A 16729-nucleotide genomic window follows, 5' to 3' on the forward strand; every position below is an offset into this window, starting at 1 on the left:
GGGCGTTGTTTTGATGTTTAAAATCCTATCAGTGACTGTTTGATTAAGTTTTCAAATGTTTCAACAAGTTGCGGCCAAACTCAAGCATGTTTTCTGTTTCGGTAGGGCTTGAATGACGTATATTTTTAAAAATGCAAATGGCGGTACCATTGCTTTCCAGGTGGTAGGTTTCCTGCGATTGCAAAAAGTCGATCAACTCTTCATTAAACAAATAAGTGATATAGGCTTTGTCAACTCCTTTGAGCAAAAAGCGGGATGAAAACTCTTTATGTTCTTTAAAGTTGATATCACCATAGCCGGCAAACTTTTTTAATTTATCAAGCAACGCCTCTTTTTCCAGCACAAATACAGGAATCTTAAAAGGGAGGTAGAGAATATGCACCGTGGCATAGTACACCTCCGCATCTGACAACAGGCCTTTTACAAAAGTAATATCAAATATTTCCCAGCGGGTATTACAGTCATCGTGTAGCCCTTGCAGCGTGTTGGTCTTGTACTCTAGTATTTTATTTCTAAAATAAGGAAACTTCTTGAGTCCGTGGTTGTCCCATTGAATTTCAGGGCGAAAAGAACTGGAGTGTTGCGTTGCAATCTTCTGAAGTGCAAGCTGACGGGGATTCAAAAACTTCCGCTTGGGGCGACGCAATGCGTGCAAAGCGTTGGGGTGGTTAGAGGTTGTTTGGTGCACATTCAACCCCACGATGTCAAACTGTCCTCCTTGTTGGTGATAGTTTCGGGCGTACTCCTGAGTGTACTCCAGTAGCGTAAAATCTACCACAGAAGCTTTGGCAAAATCAAGTATAATATGACGATTGCTGCCTATGTTGTCGAGTAGTTTTTTTACTCTCAGTAGATTATAAAAGTTGGCAATGCCGATAATGCTGATGTGGTAAGTGTTTTCGGTTTCGTGTGTGTAGCTAATATTGGGGCGAAACAAATCTGAGAAAAAGTTTTGGTAGTTTTTACGCGAAAAAGCATGGTGCACGCCCAAGGTAAATAATATGCCTATCAGAATACCCCAGAGTAATCCGAAAAACAGGGTAGACAACAACGTGGCAAGCATGATTGCCAATTGCTCCCAGCCTTTGCGATAAGCATCTCTAAAAACCCTGGGTGCGGCCAGTTTATACCCTGTATAAATCAAAATTGCTGATAAGGCCGCCCTGGGTATTTCCCGGATGATAGCGCCAAAAAACACGACAAAAATAAGCAGGATAATGCCGTGATAAAAGTTAGACCATTTGGTGAGTGCCCCATTATTTACATTGACCGAACTGCGCGCCACTACAGTAATGGTGGGCAAGCCCCCTATCAACCCCGACAGTACCGTACTAAAACCTACAGCTGCCAGGTCTTGGTTTGCGTGGGTGGGGCGTTTGTAAGGATCAATTTTTTCTATGGCTTTGCTGCTCACCAGGCTTTCTATAGTGGCAAGCAAGGTGATTTGTAGTACCAATACCCAAAAAGTAACCGTACTTATTTTACTAAAATCAGCCATGGCAAAGCCGTCTTTTAGATTTTTAGGGATATTTACTAGATGTTGGGGACCTACCTGATAACTTTTGTTAAATAACGGGATGGTGTGTTCTTTGAAGAAATTGAACAAAAACACCAGAGGAATAGCAAATAGCAGTACCCAAACTGGCGCAGGCACAAATTGAACAACTTTATTTTTGAACTGGGAGTAAGCCACCAATATAACCAGGCTTATGGTGGATATAATGGTAATAAAAGGATTTTGGGTCATAAAAGTAGTCGGTACTGCCATCAATACCTGTATAGTATTGCCTGTTTTGGGGGCTACCCCGCCCAGTGCCACGTGTAGCTCTTTCGATAAAATCATAACCCCAATTGCTGCCAGCATACCCTGAATAACCGATACGGGTAATAAGTCGCTTATTTTGCCCCACTTGAGCAGCCCAACCACTATTTGGATACCCCCGGCTACAATAAAGGCGGCCAGCAGGTATTGGTAACCATTGAGCAAGCCTACTCCAGTTGCCACTACTACTATAAGGCTGTTGGCAGGTCCGTTGATGGCCACATGGCTACTTCTGAACAGCGTAGTAACCGTGCCCCCAATGATTGCCGCCATGATACCTGCCATAGGGCTTACCCCTGACGATAAGGCAATGCCAATAGACAGGGGCAGTGCCACCAGCGATACGCTAAATGCCGCAATTAAATCTATGCGCCAATGTTTGGTAATTCCTTTAAAACCGGTTGCAGGTGTATTTTGTATAAATATCATGGATTGTACTCTTATTGCTTTTTTGTACCGTGGGATTAAAATAAACGCTATGTTGGGAGGTGTTTTATTTGTTTTGAGGAGGAGTATGAGTTTTACTTTTTTCACAAAAAGTGTGTGTCAAAAAGGAGTATTTTCCCTTGATAATGTAGCCCGGTAAAAATTCTATTGAAGCACTATTAAACTGACTACATTGCTTCGCCTCAAATAGGAATAAGTTCAAAATAAGTTTCCAGATTTTGGAAGTACACTCCCCATTAACTGCAAACATATTTCTAAATATATAAAAAGCATCAGTTTTTCACCAAATTAATTGTATGTTTACCGCCTGTAAAATGAATCCACCAGAGGTTTTTGGCTGGTGGGCAAAACCTTCTGCTCAACCGCTCGACTGCTTGCTTTTTGACTAAAATTTTATGAATAAAACTGCCAAGGTACACCTTGCCTTATTTACCGTAAATTTAATTTATGCAACCAACTATGTAGTGGCTTCCAAAATAATGAAAGACGCTTACATTACACCTTTTGCTATTATTTTATTAAGGGTGTGTGGGGCTTCTCTGTTGTTTTGGTTTTTTCAGGCGTTTACTTTCAACGAAAGGGTTCAGAAAACCAGCGACTACCTGCGTTTTGCTTATTGTGCCTTGTTTGGGGTAGTCATCAATCAACTGCTCTTTTTCAAAGGGCTGTCTATGACCGTGCCCATTGATGCATCCATTATACTTACTTCGTCACCTATACTGGTATTGCTTGCCTCAGTCATCATTCTCAAAGAAAAAGTAACCTGGCTTAAGTTATTAGGGATCATATTGGGAGCCATTGGTGCAGTAATGTTGATCGGTGGCGGTGATTTTTCTTTTAAAGGAGAAAATACCTGGGGCAACCTGTTGGTATTGCTCAATGCCAGTTCGTATAGTGTGTATTTGGTGGTAGTCAAACCATTGATGCGCCGTTATCAAGCGTTTACCGTAGTCAAATGGGTGTTTTTGTTTGGCTGTATAGGTGTACTGCCTTTTGGCTGGAGCGAAGTGCAACAAGTGCAATGGAGTACCATGCCAGGCTGGGTGTACCTTATCCTGGGTTTTATAGTAGTAGGGGTTACTTTTCTGGCTTACTTGCTCAATGCCTGGGCACTACGGTTTGTAAGCTCTACTTTGGTGGCATTTTATATTTACCTACAGCCTGTGCTCACCAGTATTATAGCAGTGCTAAGCAGCCAGGACGAATTGACTTTTAAAAAAGTACTGTTTTCGTTATTGATCTTTACCGGTATATTTTTGGTGAGTTACAGTGGGGCACAAGAGGCTAAAAAACGAAAGAAACCAGAAGAAGTGTAGCCGCAGAAAGTCGACCACAAGTTGTCTATCCCTGATCGTTTGTGGTTTGTGGGGTGTCTTCCAACGTTTTCTTTTTTTGCGCCGTCTTTTTTTCCTTTACCTTAGTGGCTTGGTTAATACTGACCCCCATCACCAACAGATCGTCAATCTGCGGCTTTTTACCTTTCCACTCCTCAAAAGTGCTATCTAGTATTTGCTCCTGCTCAACCATAGGGCGTTGATGAATTGCCAACAGCAAAGTTTTTAATTGCGACTTATTAAACAACCTGTTTTTGTAATTGGGTTGATCTACGTAGCCATTGGTAAACATATACAACTTGTCATTTTCTTCCAGTTTTAGGCGGTGTGTTTCAAAAGATTTCTCTTTGATAAACCTGCCTACAGGTTGTTTGTCAGCCTTTACCTCCAACAATGTATACTCACCTTGTTGCATAGACCTTATCTGAGCGTTGAACTGGAAGTTTTCCAAGGCTTTGGTAGGGCGTATAATATGCAAAGCGTTGTAAGCCCCCGCATATTGCAGTTCCATTTTTTCAAGGTCATACATGGCTAGAGCCATTTCTATGCGTCCCTTGTTACTTTCTTCACCTGCCTCATCATTATGGTGCCTAATGGTTTGTTTTACCTTTTCGCGCAGTTGGTCTAAAATCTCTCCAGCGCTCAGCTCCATGTGGTCGCGTACAATGTTGTTCAAAAACGAAATGGCAAGCATGCCTGTCACTGCGCTAGGTACCCCGTGTCCGGTGCAATCAGCCGTTACAATTACTACATAAGGCTTCACTTTTTTTACCCAATAAAAATCACCACTTAAAATTTCGCGGGGCTTAAACAAGACAAAATGATCGGTAAGTACCCGATTGCGTTTTTTCATATTGGGCAACAACACCTTTTGTATTTCGCTGGTATATACCATGCTGTCATAAATATACTCTTGATGTTCAGCTGTTTGCTTTTCGCTTTCAGCAATTTTTTCTTCCTTTAGTTTCAGGGTTTGGTTAGCACCCTTCAGGGCTTCTTCTTTGGTAGAAATCACCTCTTGTTGGTGGGCAATTTCATTACTTTGTGCTCCTACAATTTCTTTTTTCTGGTTTACCAACTCCTTGAAACGCCTTTTTGTCTTTTTATTTTTTCTAAACAGCCATATTAACAATCCGCTGGCGCCAATGCCCACCGTTAGCACCAAAACCAACAACCACAGTGATTTGGCTTGTTCGTTGGCTAGTGTGGCCTTGTGGGCAGTGCGCAACATATCGGTGCGGTGCTGTATCTTCACCTGTGTCTGAAAGCGTTCTTTGGCAAGTGTGTGGCGGTGGCTTTGCGCCAATAAGCTATCGTTGAGTATCTGGTATGCCTTCTGGTAGAGCAATGCATTTTTAGTATCTGCTTGCTTATTATAGTACAAACTCAAAGCTTTTGAGGCATCTCTGGCAATCGTGTGGTTATTGTACTCCAGGCTTTTTTCATACGCTTTTTTAACACATTCAAGGCTTTTTTCCTCATCATCTGCCAAATGCAGCAAACTTAGCCTATAGTAACTTTCAGCAACAAATAACTTAGTTCCCAGCCTGTCAGCGAGCTGTAATACCTGCTCAAAACGTTTGATGGCTTTTAGGTTGTTTTGTTGGGTTTGTTGACTCAAGCCAATGTAGTAATGTTGGGTGAGTATGCCTAAGTGGTGGTGGTGTTTTTGATAAACAGCCAACGCTTTTTTAAATGCCTTGAGTGCTTGACCGGGCTGTTTACGGTTGAGATAAAACATGCCGGTTTTTTGGTGAGTAAGCCCCAATTGTTGAAAATCTTTTTGTTGGGTACATTCTTGTGCCGCTTTTGCAAAGTAGGCCAAGGTTTGAGAGAGGCTGTCTTGTTTGGCAGTGACATCGGCAAGTAACAAGTATATTTGTATCAAGGTTGGTTTTTGTTGGTATTGCTGGGCTGTTTTCAGGCTTTTACTCAATAGTTTCCAGGCAGTATCGAGATCACCGTAGCGACTATAAATTTTTGCCATTTCGATCAGGCATTGTGCCGACTCTTTTGATCGCTTGTCAAGTTTTAGCAAACTGTCAGCTTTTTTATACCAAGTAATTGCTTCAGCGGGTTTATTCTGAGTATACAAAAACTTGCCTTTAGTTTTAGATAAATCAATGAGCCCCTGTCGGTAATTGATGCTGGAAGCGTGCTTAAAGGCTTGGGTGAGGTAAAGTTTGGCTTTAAGGGGGCGATTTACAACGTATGCATTGCTCAACTGACTCAAGATTTGAATCCGGACAGTGTCAATAAAAGCCTCGCTTAGCTCTTGCTCCAAACTATCGGTTTGAGCCAAAGAAAGTCCATTTTGCCCTTTAACAGCGGGAAAGCTTATGTTCAATAGCAGGATTAAGAGTATCCATTTATACATATATAGGGTTTTGTTTCGAGGGATTTTGTGTATTTAATAATTTTTTACTTATAAAACAATTATTGCTCCCTGATTATAGATTATAAACATAGTAGTCTGAGCAGACACTTTTATAGCCTAACAATTTATTTACCAAATAGTTGTAAAGGCTACTTTTTTCTGGATATACCCTCCGTTGATTGAAATAAAATATTTTTTGTTTAACATAATATTAAGTTATTAAACAATTATTAGAAACACCTGCAATGAAAGGCACAAAGCAAATAGGCAAACCCAGAGAAAGGGGAAAAAAGAGGGTGGGAGAGTGACCAAACCAAAAACAACAAAGCCCCTGACCGAACGATCAGGAGCTTTGCTATATTATATAGTTTAATATGTCAATTAGAAGTTATTCTTATACATCCAGTTCAAAGCAGCCTGGTCGCCGCTGGTAAAAGGACGATCACTACCGTCGGTACAAGCCAACATCCAAGATCCGTTATCAGCCAAATCAGCGTCTTTTAAAGTGCCAGGAATGTTGATAGCACCTACATCACTTGCGCCTTCGTTTGCGGTACTGCCACCACAGCTAATAGAGCGGTCAAAGTAGTCGGTATGACGGAAACCAATGCAGTGCCCCATTTCGTGTCCAATGATGGTAGCAATTCCATCAGTACTCAATCCGTAAGAAGACTCAAGTACTCCACTCATTTTAATTTCATTGTAAGGGTTGCCATTGGTTGGAAAACCAGCTGAACCTAATACACCTCGTTGTTCATCTGTTCTGCTCAAACGAGTCATTTTGATGTCAGCGTTCCAAGATGAAGTAGTACGAGAAAAGGTAAGGTCTAAGCCCAAAGCATTGTAACGACTGATGGCTTCGTCTAAGCCAGCCAACATTGCAGAACTGTAGCCTCTGTAACCAGTAGGTGCATAAATGGTGATGTTACGATTGCCGTTCGTGTTTACCACATTACTGGTACGGAACTGCTCGCTTTTTCCAACGACTAGATTGTGTTGCTTGGGTGTGCTGTTCAAATCTGTCTCAGAAAGGAAAATATCGCCTTCTACAATGTAACCACCATCGGTTTTTATTACTCCAGTGTTGGTAAAGCCTAAAGCATTGATCTGGTGTAATACTTTTTCAGAAACTTTGTTGTTAGGTGCAACATTTTTCTCGTCATTTTGCTTACAAGCAAAAGTAAAAGTAAGTATCGCGATTAAAGCGGCGGAAGATAATTTTGATAAAATTTTCATCATGTAATATATATTTGTTGAGTGTAATATTATGGTTGTAAATGTATGGTAGTTATTTTTATTACACAAATTTTGTTTCGGAATTTACAAACAGCATGTTTTTGTTAATGTTATGATTATCAGGTATTTAAATTATTTTTTATTTGTATAAAATAGTAGTATTTACTATATAAAATGAGAAATATCCCTATATGTAATAGGTATAATTACTATAGATTAGGGGTGTATGTTTTTTCCGATATGATAATATAAGTATTATATATTAATATTATATGATTACATGATCATAACTAATTATGATATGCTTTTGGTACTATTTTGCTCTAAACAAAAAAAACAAGGTTGGAGTAATGATCCAACCTTGTCAACTTATTATTTAAACAAAACGCAAAAATAATTACTTGTATAATACATCTTTTTTATGCCTTTTCACCTCCTTTAGTTTGTACTTTTGGTAAGGGCAAGCTACCTACCTATCCAGTGATATATGCAGGTTTGTACTATTTCATTTTAAGGCAAAAAAAAACAAGATTGAAGCATAGCTCCAACCTTGTTCCCTTATTTTTTAAACAAAACGCAGTGGTAATTCCTTATCTGACCACCACTTTCTGTATTTTTTGTCCCCCCTTGGTTTGTACTTTTATTAAGTAGATGCCTTTGGGTAAGTTGCCTACCTTAAATTGTTGAGTAGCTTCTCCATTGTTGGCTTGAGCCACTTTACGCATCATACTTCTACCATTGATACTTACCAAAGTAAAGCTTACCTGGCTATTGTTGGCTGCTTGAGCCTTTACCGTTACCACGTCAGTAGCAGGATTGGGCGATACGCTTACTTCTTCTAACAGAATTGGGAAGCGCTCAGTTTGGCTGGCAAAGGTAGCCGTACCACTTGGAGCAATATTGATGGTATAGTCTTCTACTTCACCATAATTGAATGTTCCACAAGAAGTCGGAATAGCGTTGTACCTCATAGATACCCGCATACGAGTGCTGCCAGTAGTCACCGATGTGGGTATATTGATTGTACCTGAAACAGGAGTGTTTCTGGTAGCTGCCTGGGTAAACACTTGTTCTCCGGCATCAGTAAAGTCACCATCACGGTTAAAGTCAATCCAAACGCTGTAGCCTTCATTATATACAGTGCCTGTCCATACGGGGGTAATCGTAATGGTATTACTTGACCCTTGTGCCAAAGACGTAGAGGTAGAAGTAAAGTCGGTATAGCCATTGCTTCCGTTCGAAGAGTTATCTATGCTGCCCAACTGTACCCTGCCAATATATTCTTCGGTAGAGTTGTTACCCTCAGAGGCACAATAAACCAAAGGAGGAGTACTGGCCTCTACCCGTACATGGTCTATAGCAATATCGCTTTGCCAGCCACTAGAGCCTGTACCTGTGGTTACTGTAAACCTCACCGATACATTGCTGCCTTTGTAAGCATTCAGGTCAATGGTTTGGGTAGTCCAGCTATTGCCTTGATCACCCGACTTATTAAAAATCTCTGCCCAGCTGCTACCATTGGTGCTTACTTCAGCCTTAAGGTTGTTTACTTGCGACCCATACATGTGGTAGTCAAATTTAAGCGTAGGGCTGCTTACGGCCGATAGGTCAAAACAAGGACTGATCAAAGTAGCCGTTTTTGCCGGATAATTAGAGCCAGACGCTTCTACATACATATAAAATGAACCATTGTTGGCAGCCGAAGGTCCGGTACTGTTGGATGCCGTACCACCTGACTGGCGGGTCCAGTTGATGTCGTCTGCTGATGATTGTACCCAGGCACCCAACCCCGTTTCGAAGCTTTCGTTGTAAGGAAATGCTGTAATACAACTTGCCGGAGTGCCAGTAGTAAAACTTGCCGAAGCAGAATAAGCACTTGAGCCATTGCTACAGTTGGTTCTTACCTGAAACTCATAAGTAGTCCCTTCAACCAAACCCGATACATTGGTAGACGTTCCGTTTACTCCATTGACTGTTGCCCAGTTGGCGCTGCCTTGAGCTCTGTAGCGTACATCATAAGTGGTTGCGCCGTTTACTGCGCTCCAGTTAAGTGTAGCCGAAGTAGTCGCAAGGTTAGAAGTAGTGAGGCCACCTGCAACTGCACAAGCTGAGCTGCCAGTAGTAATACCTGTTACAATGATAGAAAAAGCCTGGTTACCACCGTTCAAAGCACCTTTATGATTGACTGTAATAGTATAAGTGCCTGCGCCAGGATTGGCAATAAATACCTTCTCTACATTGTCGCGGTCGTTATCACCTTTAGTAGCCGCTGCACTTGGGTTGGCTGGGTTGAGTATCCAAGGTTGGTAAGTGTTACCATTGCCCGAAAGACGCAAATCCAAATCATTGACCAACATACGGTTAGTAGGATCAAGCGCGGGTGCAGTGGGTGTACCTGGAGCGTCGGTCCATACTATGGTAGCCACCAAAGGTTCGTTGCCCGTAGCGTTTACCTGAATAGAATAAGTACCATTGTTATTCAAAGTTTCTTCTTCTATTTTAGACGATACATTGCGGTTGGTAATTACATCAGCCGCTGCTTTGGTATTCATCAAACCCCAACCATTTGAATAATCAGGACCATTGGCATTGCCTGCTTCGTCGGCAGTGTGAATCACCAACGCCTTAAGGGTAGCTGCACGCATAAAGCTCCCTCCATTCTTATTTTTATAGTGTTGTTGTAGTAGTCCCAAAGACCCGGTTACACTAGGCGAAGACATCGACGTACCACTTTTATTACCGTAGTCGGTATCGCTGCCACTATCTGGCGAGAAAAGACTGGCACCATTTGCCACAAGGTCTGGTTTGATCCGTCCATCGTCGGTAGGTCCCCAAGAGCTAAAACTGGTTTGCACCACGTCAGAAGGTTGCGAATAACCCGAACTGATGTCGTTTACTGCACCTATAGTCAATATATTCTTGGCTACCCCACCTGCGCCTATACAATCATAGTCACCATCTCTTTTGCGAAAAGCAGTAGAATTTACCCAGCTAGTGCCATTGTAGTATTGGTGGCTGCCCGAATGGTTGTCGTTACGGTCGTTACCCGCCGCTTTACAAATCAGGTAAAAAGGTGCATCAAAGGCAATTTGGTCCATGTCTTTAGAGTAATCGCTGTAAAAACCAAACCTGTAGTCTTCAGTAGTGCTGATGTTTACATCGCCGTACCAGCGCCAGCCACTTCCACTAAATGCCCATCCAGTAATAAAACCATACGAGTGGTTAGACAGTAGCAAGCCGTTTGAGGCAGCATTTGCCATTTCGGCAAGGTCGCTGTTCCAGTCATAGGCATGAATAGTAGCGTTGGGTGCCATTCCTTTGGCATTACTGCTTACCCCGGCAGCTCCCATAGTACCCGCCACGTGGGTAGCGTGTGAGCTCAGAGTAGTAGCATTGTCTTGTTGGGTTACCCGGTTGCCAAACTCCTGGTGAGTGGTTCTTACTTTTCCACCGTCCCAAATGCCCAGCACAATGCCTGTACCTGTAAGTCCTAGTTGGGCTTGTACTTTATCAGTAGAAATGGTGCGGGCAGCGTTGAGATTAAAATTGGTAAAGTACAAAGGTGTTCCACCATTGGGGCGGCTAAACCCCTGCAGTTCTATCACCCTGTCTTTGGTCACTACTCTCAGGGGTAGCTTTGCCTTTAGTGCCCTGGCATAAGCACGGGCGCGTTGGGTTTTGTACTTTGCTGTGTAGGCATTGCTTAGACCTTTTAGCTTTTGCGTTTGGCGCTGACTATAGCGCTGTTGTGCCATTACAGGTGTTACCACCAGTGCTGCCAATAATAATAGGCAGACTGTCATTGCTTTTTTGTTAATCATCGTTGTGTAAAAGTTTTGTGTAATAATAATTGGGCATAGTGGTCATTTAGACGTTGCTAAAATGGATGTTTTTTACGATAAAGCAAGGAAAAGCAGGTATACAAAAAGTAAACAAAGGCTGAAAAGAGGTAAATAAAAAGTAAACAAACCGGGTAAAACCAGGATTTTTTCCTGATTGATGTGTAAACATGAAAATATTTGAATAGTCATACTATGAAATGATATTTTTATATAAAACAATGGTCAACTATTAACCATTGGTCATCTAGCTTCATAAGTAGGCAAAGCAGTAGTTGATTTTGTTAGGTTTTACCTATATTTTTAGAAAGGTGGTAGGTTTGACAAGATTTGCTCCTTGACAGTCTTCAATATTTATCATGTAGAGTACCAGGCAAAAGAAACAAAATAATGCTCTGCCTATACAGTGTCTCGAATATTGGATAAAATTTACAAAATAAGCGTTAAAAAATGCCCAATTCAATCTGCCTGGCAAACAAAGCATCGAACTTGTTTTTGTACAATAAATATAATGAGTGACTTACTGGGCAAGCCAAGAGAATAAAGTAGTGGGTGGGGGCTTGGTGAGAAAAAAACTGGGTAACCTTGGGGAAAACTGAGTAGTTTTACGGGTGTTGTCTTCATACAATTACCTGAACTGATGAGGTGTCATAAAAAATACAAATTAATTTTCGTAATTTGCTGCACTGAGTAAATGCGTACTTACTCAGTCGTATGCTTTCAATTATATATTTCTTTCAATTCTTCCATTAGGAATGGTGTAAAAATAAAGTTCTATAGTAGCGCCAAAATATTTTGTTGGCAGGAGAGGTAGGGCAATATCCAGTGGATGTTGAGCCAGCCCTGCGGGACGGCGTCATAGCAGCGCTACGTCAAGTTTTTTTAACGAATTCTGTCAGCGAAAGATGACGTTAAAAATGTAAATTTATTTTGGTACTATTCCTTAGTCAATGCGAACAACAATGGAAGAGTAATTTTAAATTTTATGACAATTACCAAATTCTCAACCTGGGCAATCCTGCTAGTATTGCTGCCATTGACGTGGGGTTGTATCAAACAAGAAAACCCTCACCCTACTACCTTGGATCAGGAACTGGAAAATACCCTGAAAAATGTGTCTAATGGGCAAGGCAAAGCTTTTTTTACTTTACCCGACAGCGACGAACTGGCAAAAATACCGCAAGACCCCAAAAACCCCCTTACTTTAGCCAAGGTAAAACTCGGACAAATGCTTTTTCATGAAACAGCCTTGGCGATTAAGCCTAAAAAAGAGGTAGGCGTGAATACTTATTCATGCTCAAGTTGCCATCACGCCGGGGCTGGTTTTCAGGCTGGTGTAAAGCAAGGCATCGGCGAAGGAGGAACTGGCTATGGCAGCAATGGGGAAGGGCGCACCAAACACACCGATTACCCCGGTGATATGATAGATGTGCAACCTTTGCGGTCTCCATCGGCTATGAACAGTGCCTATCAGCAAGTAATGCTATGGAACGGGCAGTTTGGGGCAACTGGTCTCAATGCGGGTACCCAGGCAAACTGGACGGTAGGCACCCCTATAGCTACCAACCACCTGGGCTACGAAGGGGTAGAAATACAAGCTATAGCTGGGCTTACTGTACACCGAATGGAGGTAAATACAGCAGTATTGTTTCCTATGGGCTATAAGGCATTGTTTGACGAAGCTTTCCCAAATGTGCCCGAAGCCCAGCGTTATACCAACGAAACCGCCGGGCTCGCCATTGCTGCCTTCGAGCGTACCATTTTGGCAAGCGAGGCGCCTTTTCAAAAATGGCTTAAAGGTGACTTGGCGGCCATGAGCAATGCTCAAAAATCGGGAGCAATTTTGTTTTTTGGCAAAGCCAATTGTGGCAGCTGTCATACTGGTCCTGCCTTAAGCTCGATGAGTTTTCATGCCTTAGGGATGAACGATTTTAGTGGGGCGGGGGTATTTGGCCTTACACCTACTCAAATAACCGACGCAGGCAAGGGAAGGGGAGGTTTTACCAAACAGCCCTCTGATATGTATAAGTTTAAAGTGCCCCAATTGTATAACTTAAGCAACTCACCTTTTTATGGACACGGTGGTAGTTTTACCAGTATCAAAGAGGTAGTGGCTTATAAAAACAAGGCAGTGGCACAAAACCTTCAAGTACCCCACAGCCAGTTGGCAAGCGAGTTCAAAGCATTAGACCTAAGCGAGACTGAGCTAGATCAAGTAGTAGCATTTTTGCAAAAAGGTTTGTATGATGCCAATCTTAAACGCTACGAACCAGCTCGACTTCTCTCTGGCAATTGTTTTCCTAACGCCGATGCTCAGTCAAAAACAGACAAAGGGTGTAATTAGAAATAGGGCGTAGTTTGGGACTGTCTTCTAGTAATTTCAACTAAAATATTAGGAGGCAGCCCATACTTTATTTATAAACTGAATACTTCTCCACAAGCACTATTATAAAATCAACCTCCCGCGAAGGTCTTACCGCAGGGCGACCTGAGCAATGCTCACCCAAAACTTTGTAAATGACTTGTATATGATGTTTCGAGTGTTTGCGTGCTTTAGTCTCGTTTCACTAAGACCAAAGCAGGGGACTATGAACTTCGTCATTAAATAAACACCTCCTGCGAAGGTCTTACCGCAGGGCGACCTGAGCAATGCTCACCAAAAACTTTATAAACGACTTATATATGATGTTTCGAGTGTTTGCGTGCTTTGGTCTCGTTTCACTAAGACCAAAGCATGGGAGTATGAACTTCGTCATTAAATAAACACCTTCCGCGAAGGTCTTACCGCAGGGCGACCTGAGCAATGCTCACCCAAAACTTTGTAAATGACTTATATATGATGTTTCGAGTGTTTGCGTGCTTTGGTCTCGTTTCACTAAGACCAAAGCATGGGAGTATGAACTTCGTCATTAAATAAACACCTTCCGCGAAGGTCTTACCGCAGGGCGACCTGAGCAATGCTCACCCAAAACTTTGTAAATGACTTATATATGATGTTTCGAGTGTTTGCGTGCTTTGGTCTCGTTTCACTAAGACCAAAGCATGGGAGTATGAACTTCGTCATTAAATAAACACCTCCTGCGAAGGTCTTACCGCAGGGTGACCTGAGCAATGCTCACCCAAAACTTTGTAAATGACTTGTATATGATGTTTCGAGTGTTTGCGTGCTTTGGTTTTTTAGCGTCGCTTGCGCTCATTAGCTAAAGCAGAGCTCCCTCATTCGTAATTAACCCATTCGTAATTAGCCAAAAGGCAGAGCTCCCCACCTCCTGCGAAGGTCTTACCGCAGGGTGACCTGAGCAATGCTCACCCAAAACTTTGTAAATGACTTGTATATGATGTTTCGAGTGTTTGCGTGCTTTAGTCTTGTTTCACTAAGACCAAAGCGCAGGGGACAATAACCCTTCAGCCCAATTCTTTATAAGAGCCAATTTCAATTGTCTCTACTATTAGATAAAAGTACCATATATGGGTTTTGAGTTATGAGGTAGCCTCGTATTGGTGGTCAATGATACAACTACCCAATTATTTTTTTGCCTGCTGCCGAATATTCAATCAATTTGTTTAAACGTCTTATTTGAGTAGTCTCTTTTTTAGCTCTGATGACCCACCAAATCATTTGGCGTTGATAAAAAGGAGCCGATTGACTAAAAAACTTCCAGGCAACCGGGTTGGCCTCCAAAAGTTGTTGATAAGCTTCAGGCAACTTTGCTTCCTTCTCATCGTTTTCGGGGTTGCGCTTTTCATAAATGGCCAGGCCGGGAGCTTCCATTAGCCCTTGCTCTTGCAAAACTTTCATTTTTTTGAGGTTTACCGCACTCCATACACTATTGGGACGTCGCGGAGTAAAACGCACTTTATAACTTTCCTCATCTACCGTTTTACGAATGCCATCGATCCAACCATAGCATAACGCTTGGTCTACTGATTCGCTCCAGGTAATGCTGGGTTTTTGGGTCGCTTTTTTATAGTAAGCCACCCACAGCTCCTTTTGTTGGTTGTGGTTTTGGGCGAGCCACTCTCTGAAGTCTTGGGGAGTTTTGAAGAAAAGCATGTTTTCCATGAGTGCTGTTATTTAGGTAAACGATTGATGTGATTATATAGCCAAACTGAGTACTAATAGTAAACTTAACTTCTTGGTTAGTAAGCATTCACCGCAATCTTGCCGTCATACGATACACTCACCAACTGCTGATCGAGCAGGAGCACATCTTGTACAAAGTTATTGTGTGCATAGGTCTTGAGCGGTTCAAACCCAAGGTTTGCCTCTACCAGTTTGGTCAACTGCCATAGCTTTACCAGATTGTCTTCTGCCCCACTTACCAACAAATGCTGGTGTATTTTTAGGCATCGTATAATGCCCTGGTGCGCATATATGCTATGCAATGGGGTAAGTTTTAGTGTTTGATTGTCCCATTGCAGGCATTCTATAGTACCATTATTTCTACCCACAAACAGCCATTGATTGGGAGCGTCAAACACCAACGCTGTCACTGGAACTCTACTATGTGCCCATTCGCCCAATAATGCCCGTTTTTGATAATCCCACCACTTCAGCGACCCATCCTCGCTTCCAGTAAGCACACATGCATCGTTCATTTTCACCATTGCCCAAATCCACTCATGGTGGGCCAGCCAGTTTTTTTTGAGTTCCCCTTTAGTCGTTATCATTTGCACCATTCCATCTGCCCCCAGGCTGGCAAAACGTTGGTCGTCTATTTTGCACAAGTTAAGAATGGTAGCTTCGTGTGCCCACACTTGCCACAAGGGGCGCAAAAGGAGCTTGCCTGTGGTATCGTCGAGTTGCCAGCCTCTTACTGTCTGGTCACGCGAAGCCGTTATTACCAAATCATTGCCATAAGGCAGTATAGCCACCACCGAGTTGGCGTGCGCCTGTACCGAAGTCAACGCCTCGCCATCTTTGCTCCATACCTTTAGCAGTTTATCTCTACCTCCAGTAAATACATAGTGTGGGTTATGAGCTATAGCCCAAATATAGCCCAGGTGCCCTTCGGCAAAAGGCTGGTCAGTTGAAGAAGAAACTGGGGAAGTTTTTTGGTAAAGAATATCACTGCGAAGAATGTATTTGATCCCTGAATGGAGCACTTCGCCGGCGTGCCAAATATTGTGATCAAATATGATAAGGTCACCCGTTTCGGGCAAAAACTCTTGGATCACCTCATCACTGTCTTTAGAAGCAAAGAACAAAGTACGCCCTCCGATAAACTCGTGACTATCGTTGAGGTAGACCATAAAAGTAAGCTTAGACTGTACTGTGGCAGATTGATAGTGTACGCCGTCCAGGTGTTTGTTAAAGTATTGTTCGGGCTGGTAGCGACATATCCGCAGTCTATGATTGAGTTCTTTGAGTTGCCAGTTGCCCGCTTCGTCTTTGCCTACACCTGCTATATCAATAGACGAAGGCACATACTGTTTTATCTCCTCAAACAGCAAGGCAGCAAGTGTGTCATCGTCTACCACCTGGCGGTCGTTGTTGCGGTAAGAAGTAGGGTAGTGGGTAATGGCTTTGGCAAAATTGTTTTTTCGTTCTTCAATTATTTTTTTACAAAGCTCAGGAGCAAACGCTTTTTTTACTACCATACATACATAAGGTTGCTGAGGTAAAAGGTGTATTACTTGTTTCATTTAAAACGTAAGTTTGTTTAACCAACCG

8 protein-coding genes are annotated in these 16729 nt (G+C 42.3%); 2 read left to right on the top strand and 6 right to left on the bottom strand.

Annotated features, from left to right (window positions below):
- Nucleotides 1-43: 43 nt before the first annotated feature.
- Nucleotides 44-2251 (bottom strand): SulP family inorganic anion transporter, encoded by a 2208-nt coding sequence (locus M23134_RS02375; protein ID WP_002693557.1) that lies wholly within the window; start codon nucleotides 2249-2251, stop codon nucleotides 44-46.
- A 413-nt stretch (nucleotides 2252-2664) separates the two neighbouring features.
- Here M23134_RS02375 and M23134_RS02380 point away from each other — a divergent pair, with 413 nt between their 5' ends.
- Entirely contained in the window at nucleotides 2665-3585 is a 921-nt protein-coding gene (locus tag M23134_RS02380) for a DMT family transporter (RefSeq protein WP_002693559.1), read from the top strand.
- Nucleotides 3586-3610: 25 nt separating this feature from the next.
- On the opposite strand, the gene M23134_RS02385 is transcribed toward M23134_RS02380, so the two are convergent.
- The 3 genes from M23134_RS02385 to M23134_RS37420 all read right to left on the bottom strand — a co-directional run bounded on the left by M23134_RS02385 (nucleotide 3611) and on the right by M23134_RS37420 (nucleotide 11037).
- The gene (locus M23134_RS02385; protein ID WP_002693561.1) at nucleotides 3611-5980 is read right to left on the bottom strand and encodes a SpoIIE family protein phosphatase; all 2370 of its coding nucleotides are present in this window, start codon (nucleotides 5978-5980) and stop codon (nucleotides 3611-3613) included.
- A 381-nt stretch (nucleotides 5981-6361) separates the two neighbouring features.
- The gene (locus tag M23134_RS02390; RefSeq protein ID WP_002693563.1) at nucleotides 6362-7219 is read right to left on the bottom strand and encodes a M57 family metalloprotease; all 858 of its coding nucleotides are present in this window, start codon (nucleotides 7217-7219) and stop codon (nucleotides 6362-6364) included.
- Between the two features lie 587 nt (nucleotides 7220-7806).
- Entirely contained in the window at nucleotides 7807-11037 is a 3231-nt protein-coding gene (locus M23134_RS37420; protein WP_002693565.1) for a S8 family serine peptidase, read from the bottom strand.
- Between the two features lie 1003 nt (nucleotides 11038-12040).
- On the opposite strand from M23134_RS37420, the gene M23134_RS02400 reads away from it, so the two are divergent.
- Nucleotides 12041-13399 carry a cytochrome-c peroxidase gene (locus M23134_RS02400; protein WP_002693570.1) on the top strand — a complete coding sequence of 453 codons (1359 nt, stop codon included), beginning with the start codon at nucleotides 12041-12043 and terminating at the stop codon, nucleotides 13397-13399.
- A gap of 1173 nt (nucleotides 13400-14572) precedes the next feature.
- Here the strand turns inward: M23134_RS02400 and M23134_RS02405 are convergent.
- Both M23134_RS02405 and M23134_RS02410 read right to left on the bottom strand, forming a co-directional pair.
- The gene (locus tag M23134_RS02405) at nucleotides 14573-15118 is read right to left on the bottom strand and encodes a YdeI/OmpD-associated family protein (protein WP_002693572.1); all 546 of its coding nucleotides are present in this window, start codon (nucleotides 15116-15118) and stop codon (nucleotides 14573-14575) included.
- Between the two features lie 77 nt (nucleotides 15119-15195).
- Nucleotides 15196-16701: a 2OG-Fe(II) oxygenase gene (locus M23134_RS02410; protein ID WP_045112840.1), complete on the bottom strand. Its 1506-nt coding sequence runs from the start codon at nucleotides 16699-16701 to the stop codon at nucleotides 15196-15198.
- Between the last annotated feature and the right edge of the window lie 28 nt (nucleotides 16702-16729).

This window comes from Microscilla marina ATCC 23134 (assembly GCF_000169175.1).
In the GTDB taxonomy this organism is placed as follows: domain Bacteria; phylum Bacteroidota; class Bacteroidia; order Cytophagales; family Microscillaceae; genus Microscilla; species Microscilla marina.

What these genes read in the sequence shown, in the direction of transcription:
- M23134_RS02380 (WP_002693559.1), top strand. Translation starts at nt 2,665, where the DNA reads ATGAATAAAACTGCCAAGGTACACCTTGCCTTATTTACCGTAAATTTA.
- M23134_RS37420 (WP_002693565.1), bottom strand. Translation starts at nt 11,037, where the DNA reads ATGATTAACAAAAAAGCAATGACAGTCTGCCTATTATTATTGGCAGCA.
- M23134_RS02410 (WP_045112840.1), bottom strand. Translation starts at nt 16,701, where the DNA reads ATGAAACAAGTAATACACCTTTTACCTCAGCAACCTTATGTATGTATG.
- M23134_RS02405 (WP_002693572.1), bottom strand. Translation starts at nt 15,118, where the DNA reads ATGGAAAACATGCTTTTCTTCAAAACTCCCCAAGACTTCAGAGAGTGG.
- M23134_RS02390 (WP_002693563.1), bottom strand. Translation starts at nt 7,219, where the DNA reads ATGATGAAAATTTTATCAAAATTATCTTCCGCCGCTTTAATCGCGATA.
- M23134_RS02375 (WP_002693557.1), bottom strand. Translation starts at nt 2,251, where the DNA reads ATGATATTTATACAAAATACACCTGCAACCGGTTTTAAAGGAATTACC.
- M23134_RS02385 (WP_002693561.1), bottom strand. Translation starts at nt 5,980, where the DNA reads ATGTATAAATGGATACTCTTAATCCTGCTATTGAACATAAGCTTTCCC.
- M23134_RS02400 (WP_002693570.1), top strand. Translation starts at nt 12,041, where the DNA reads ATGACAATTACCAAATTCTCAACCTGGGCAATCCTGCTAGTATTGCTG.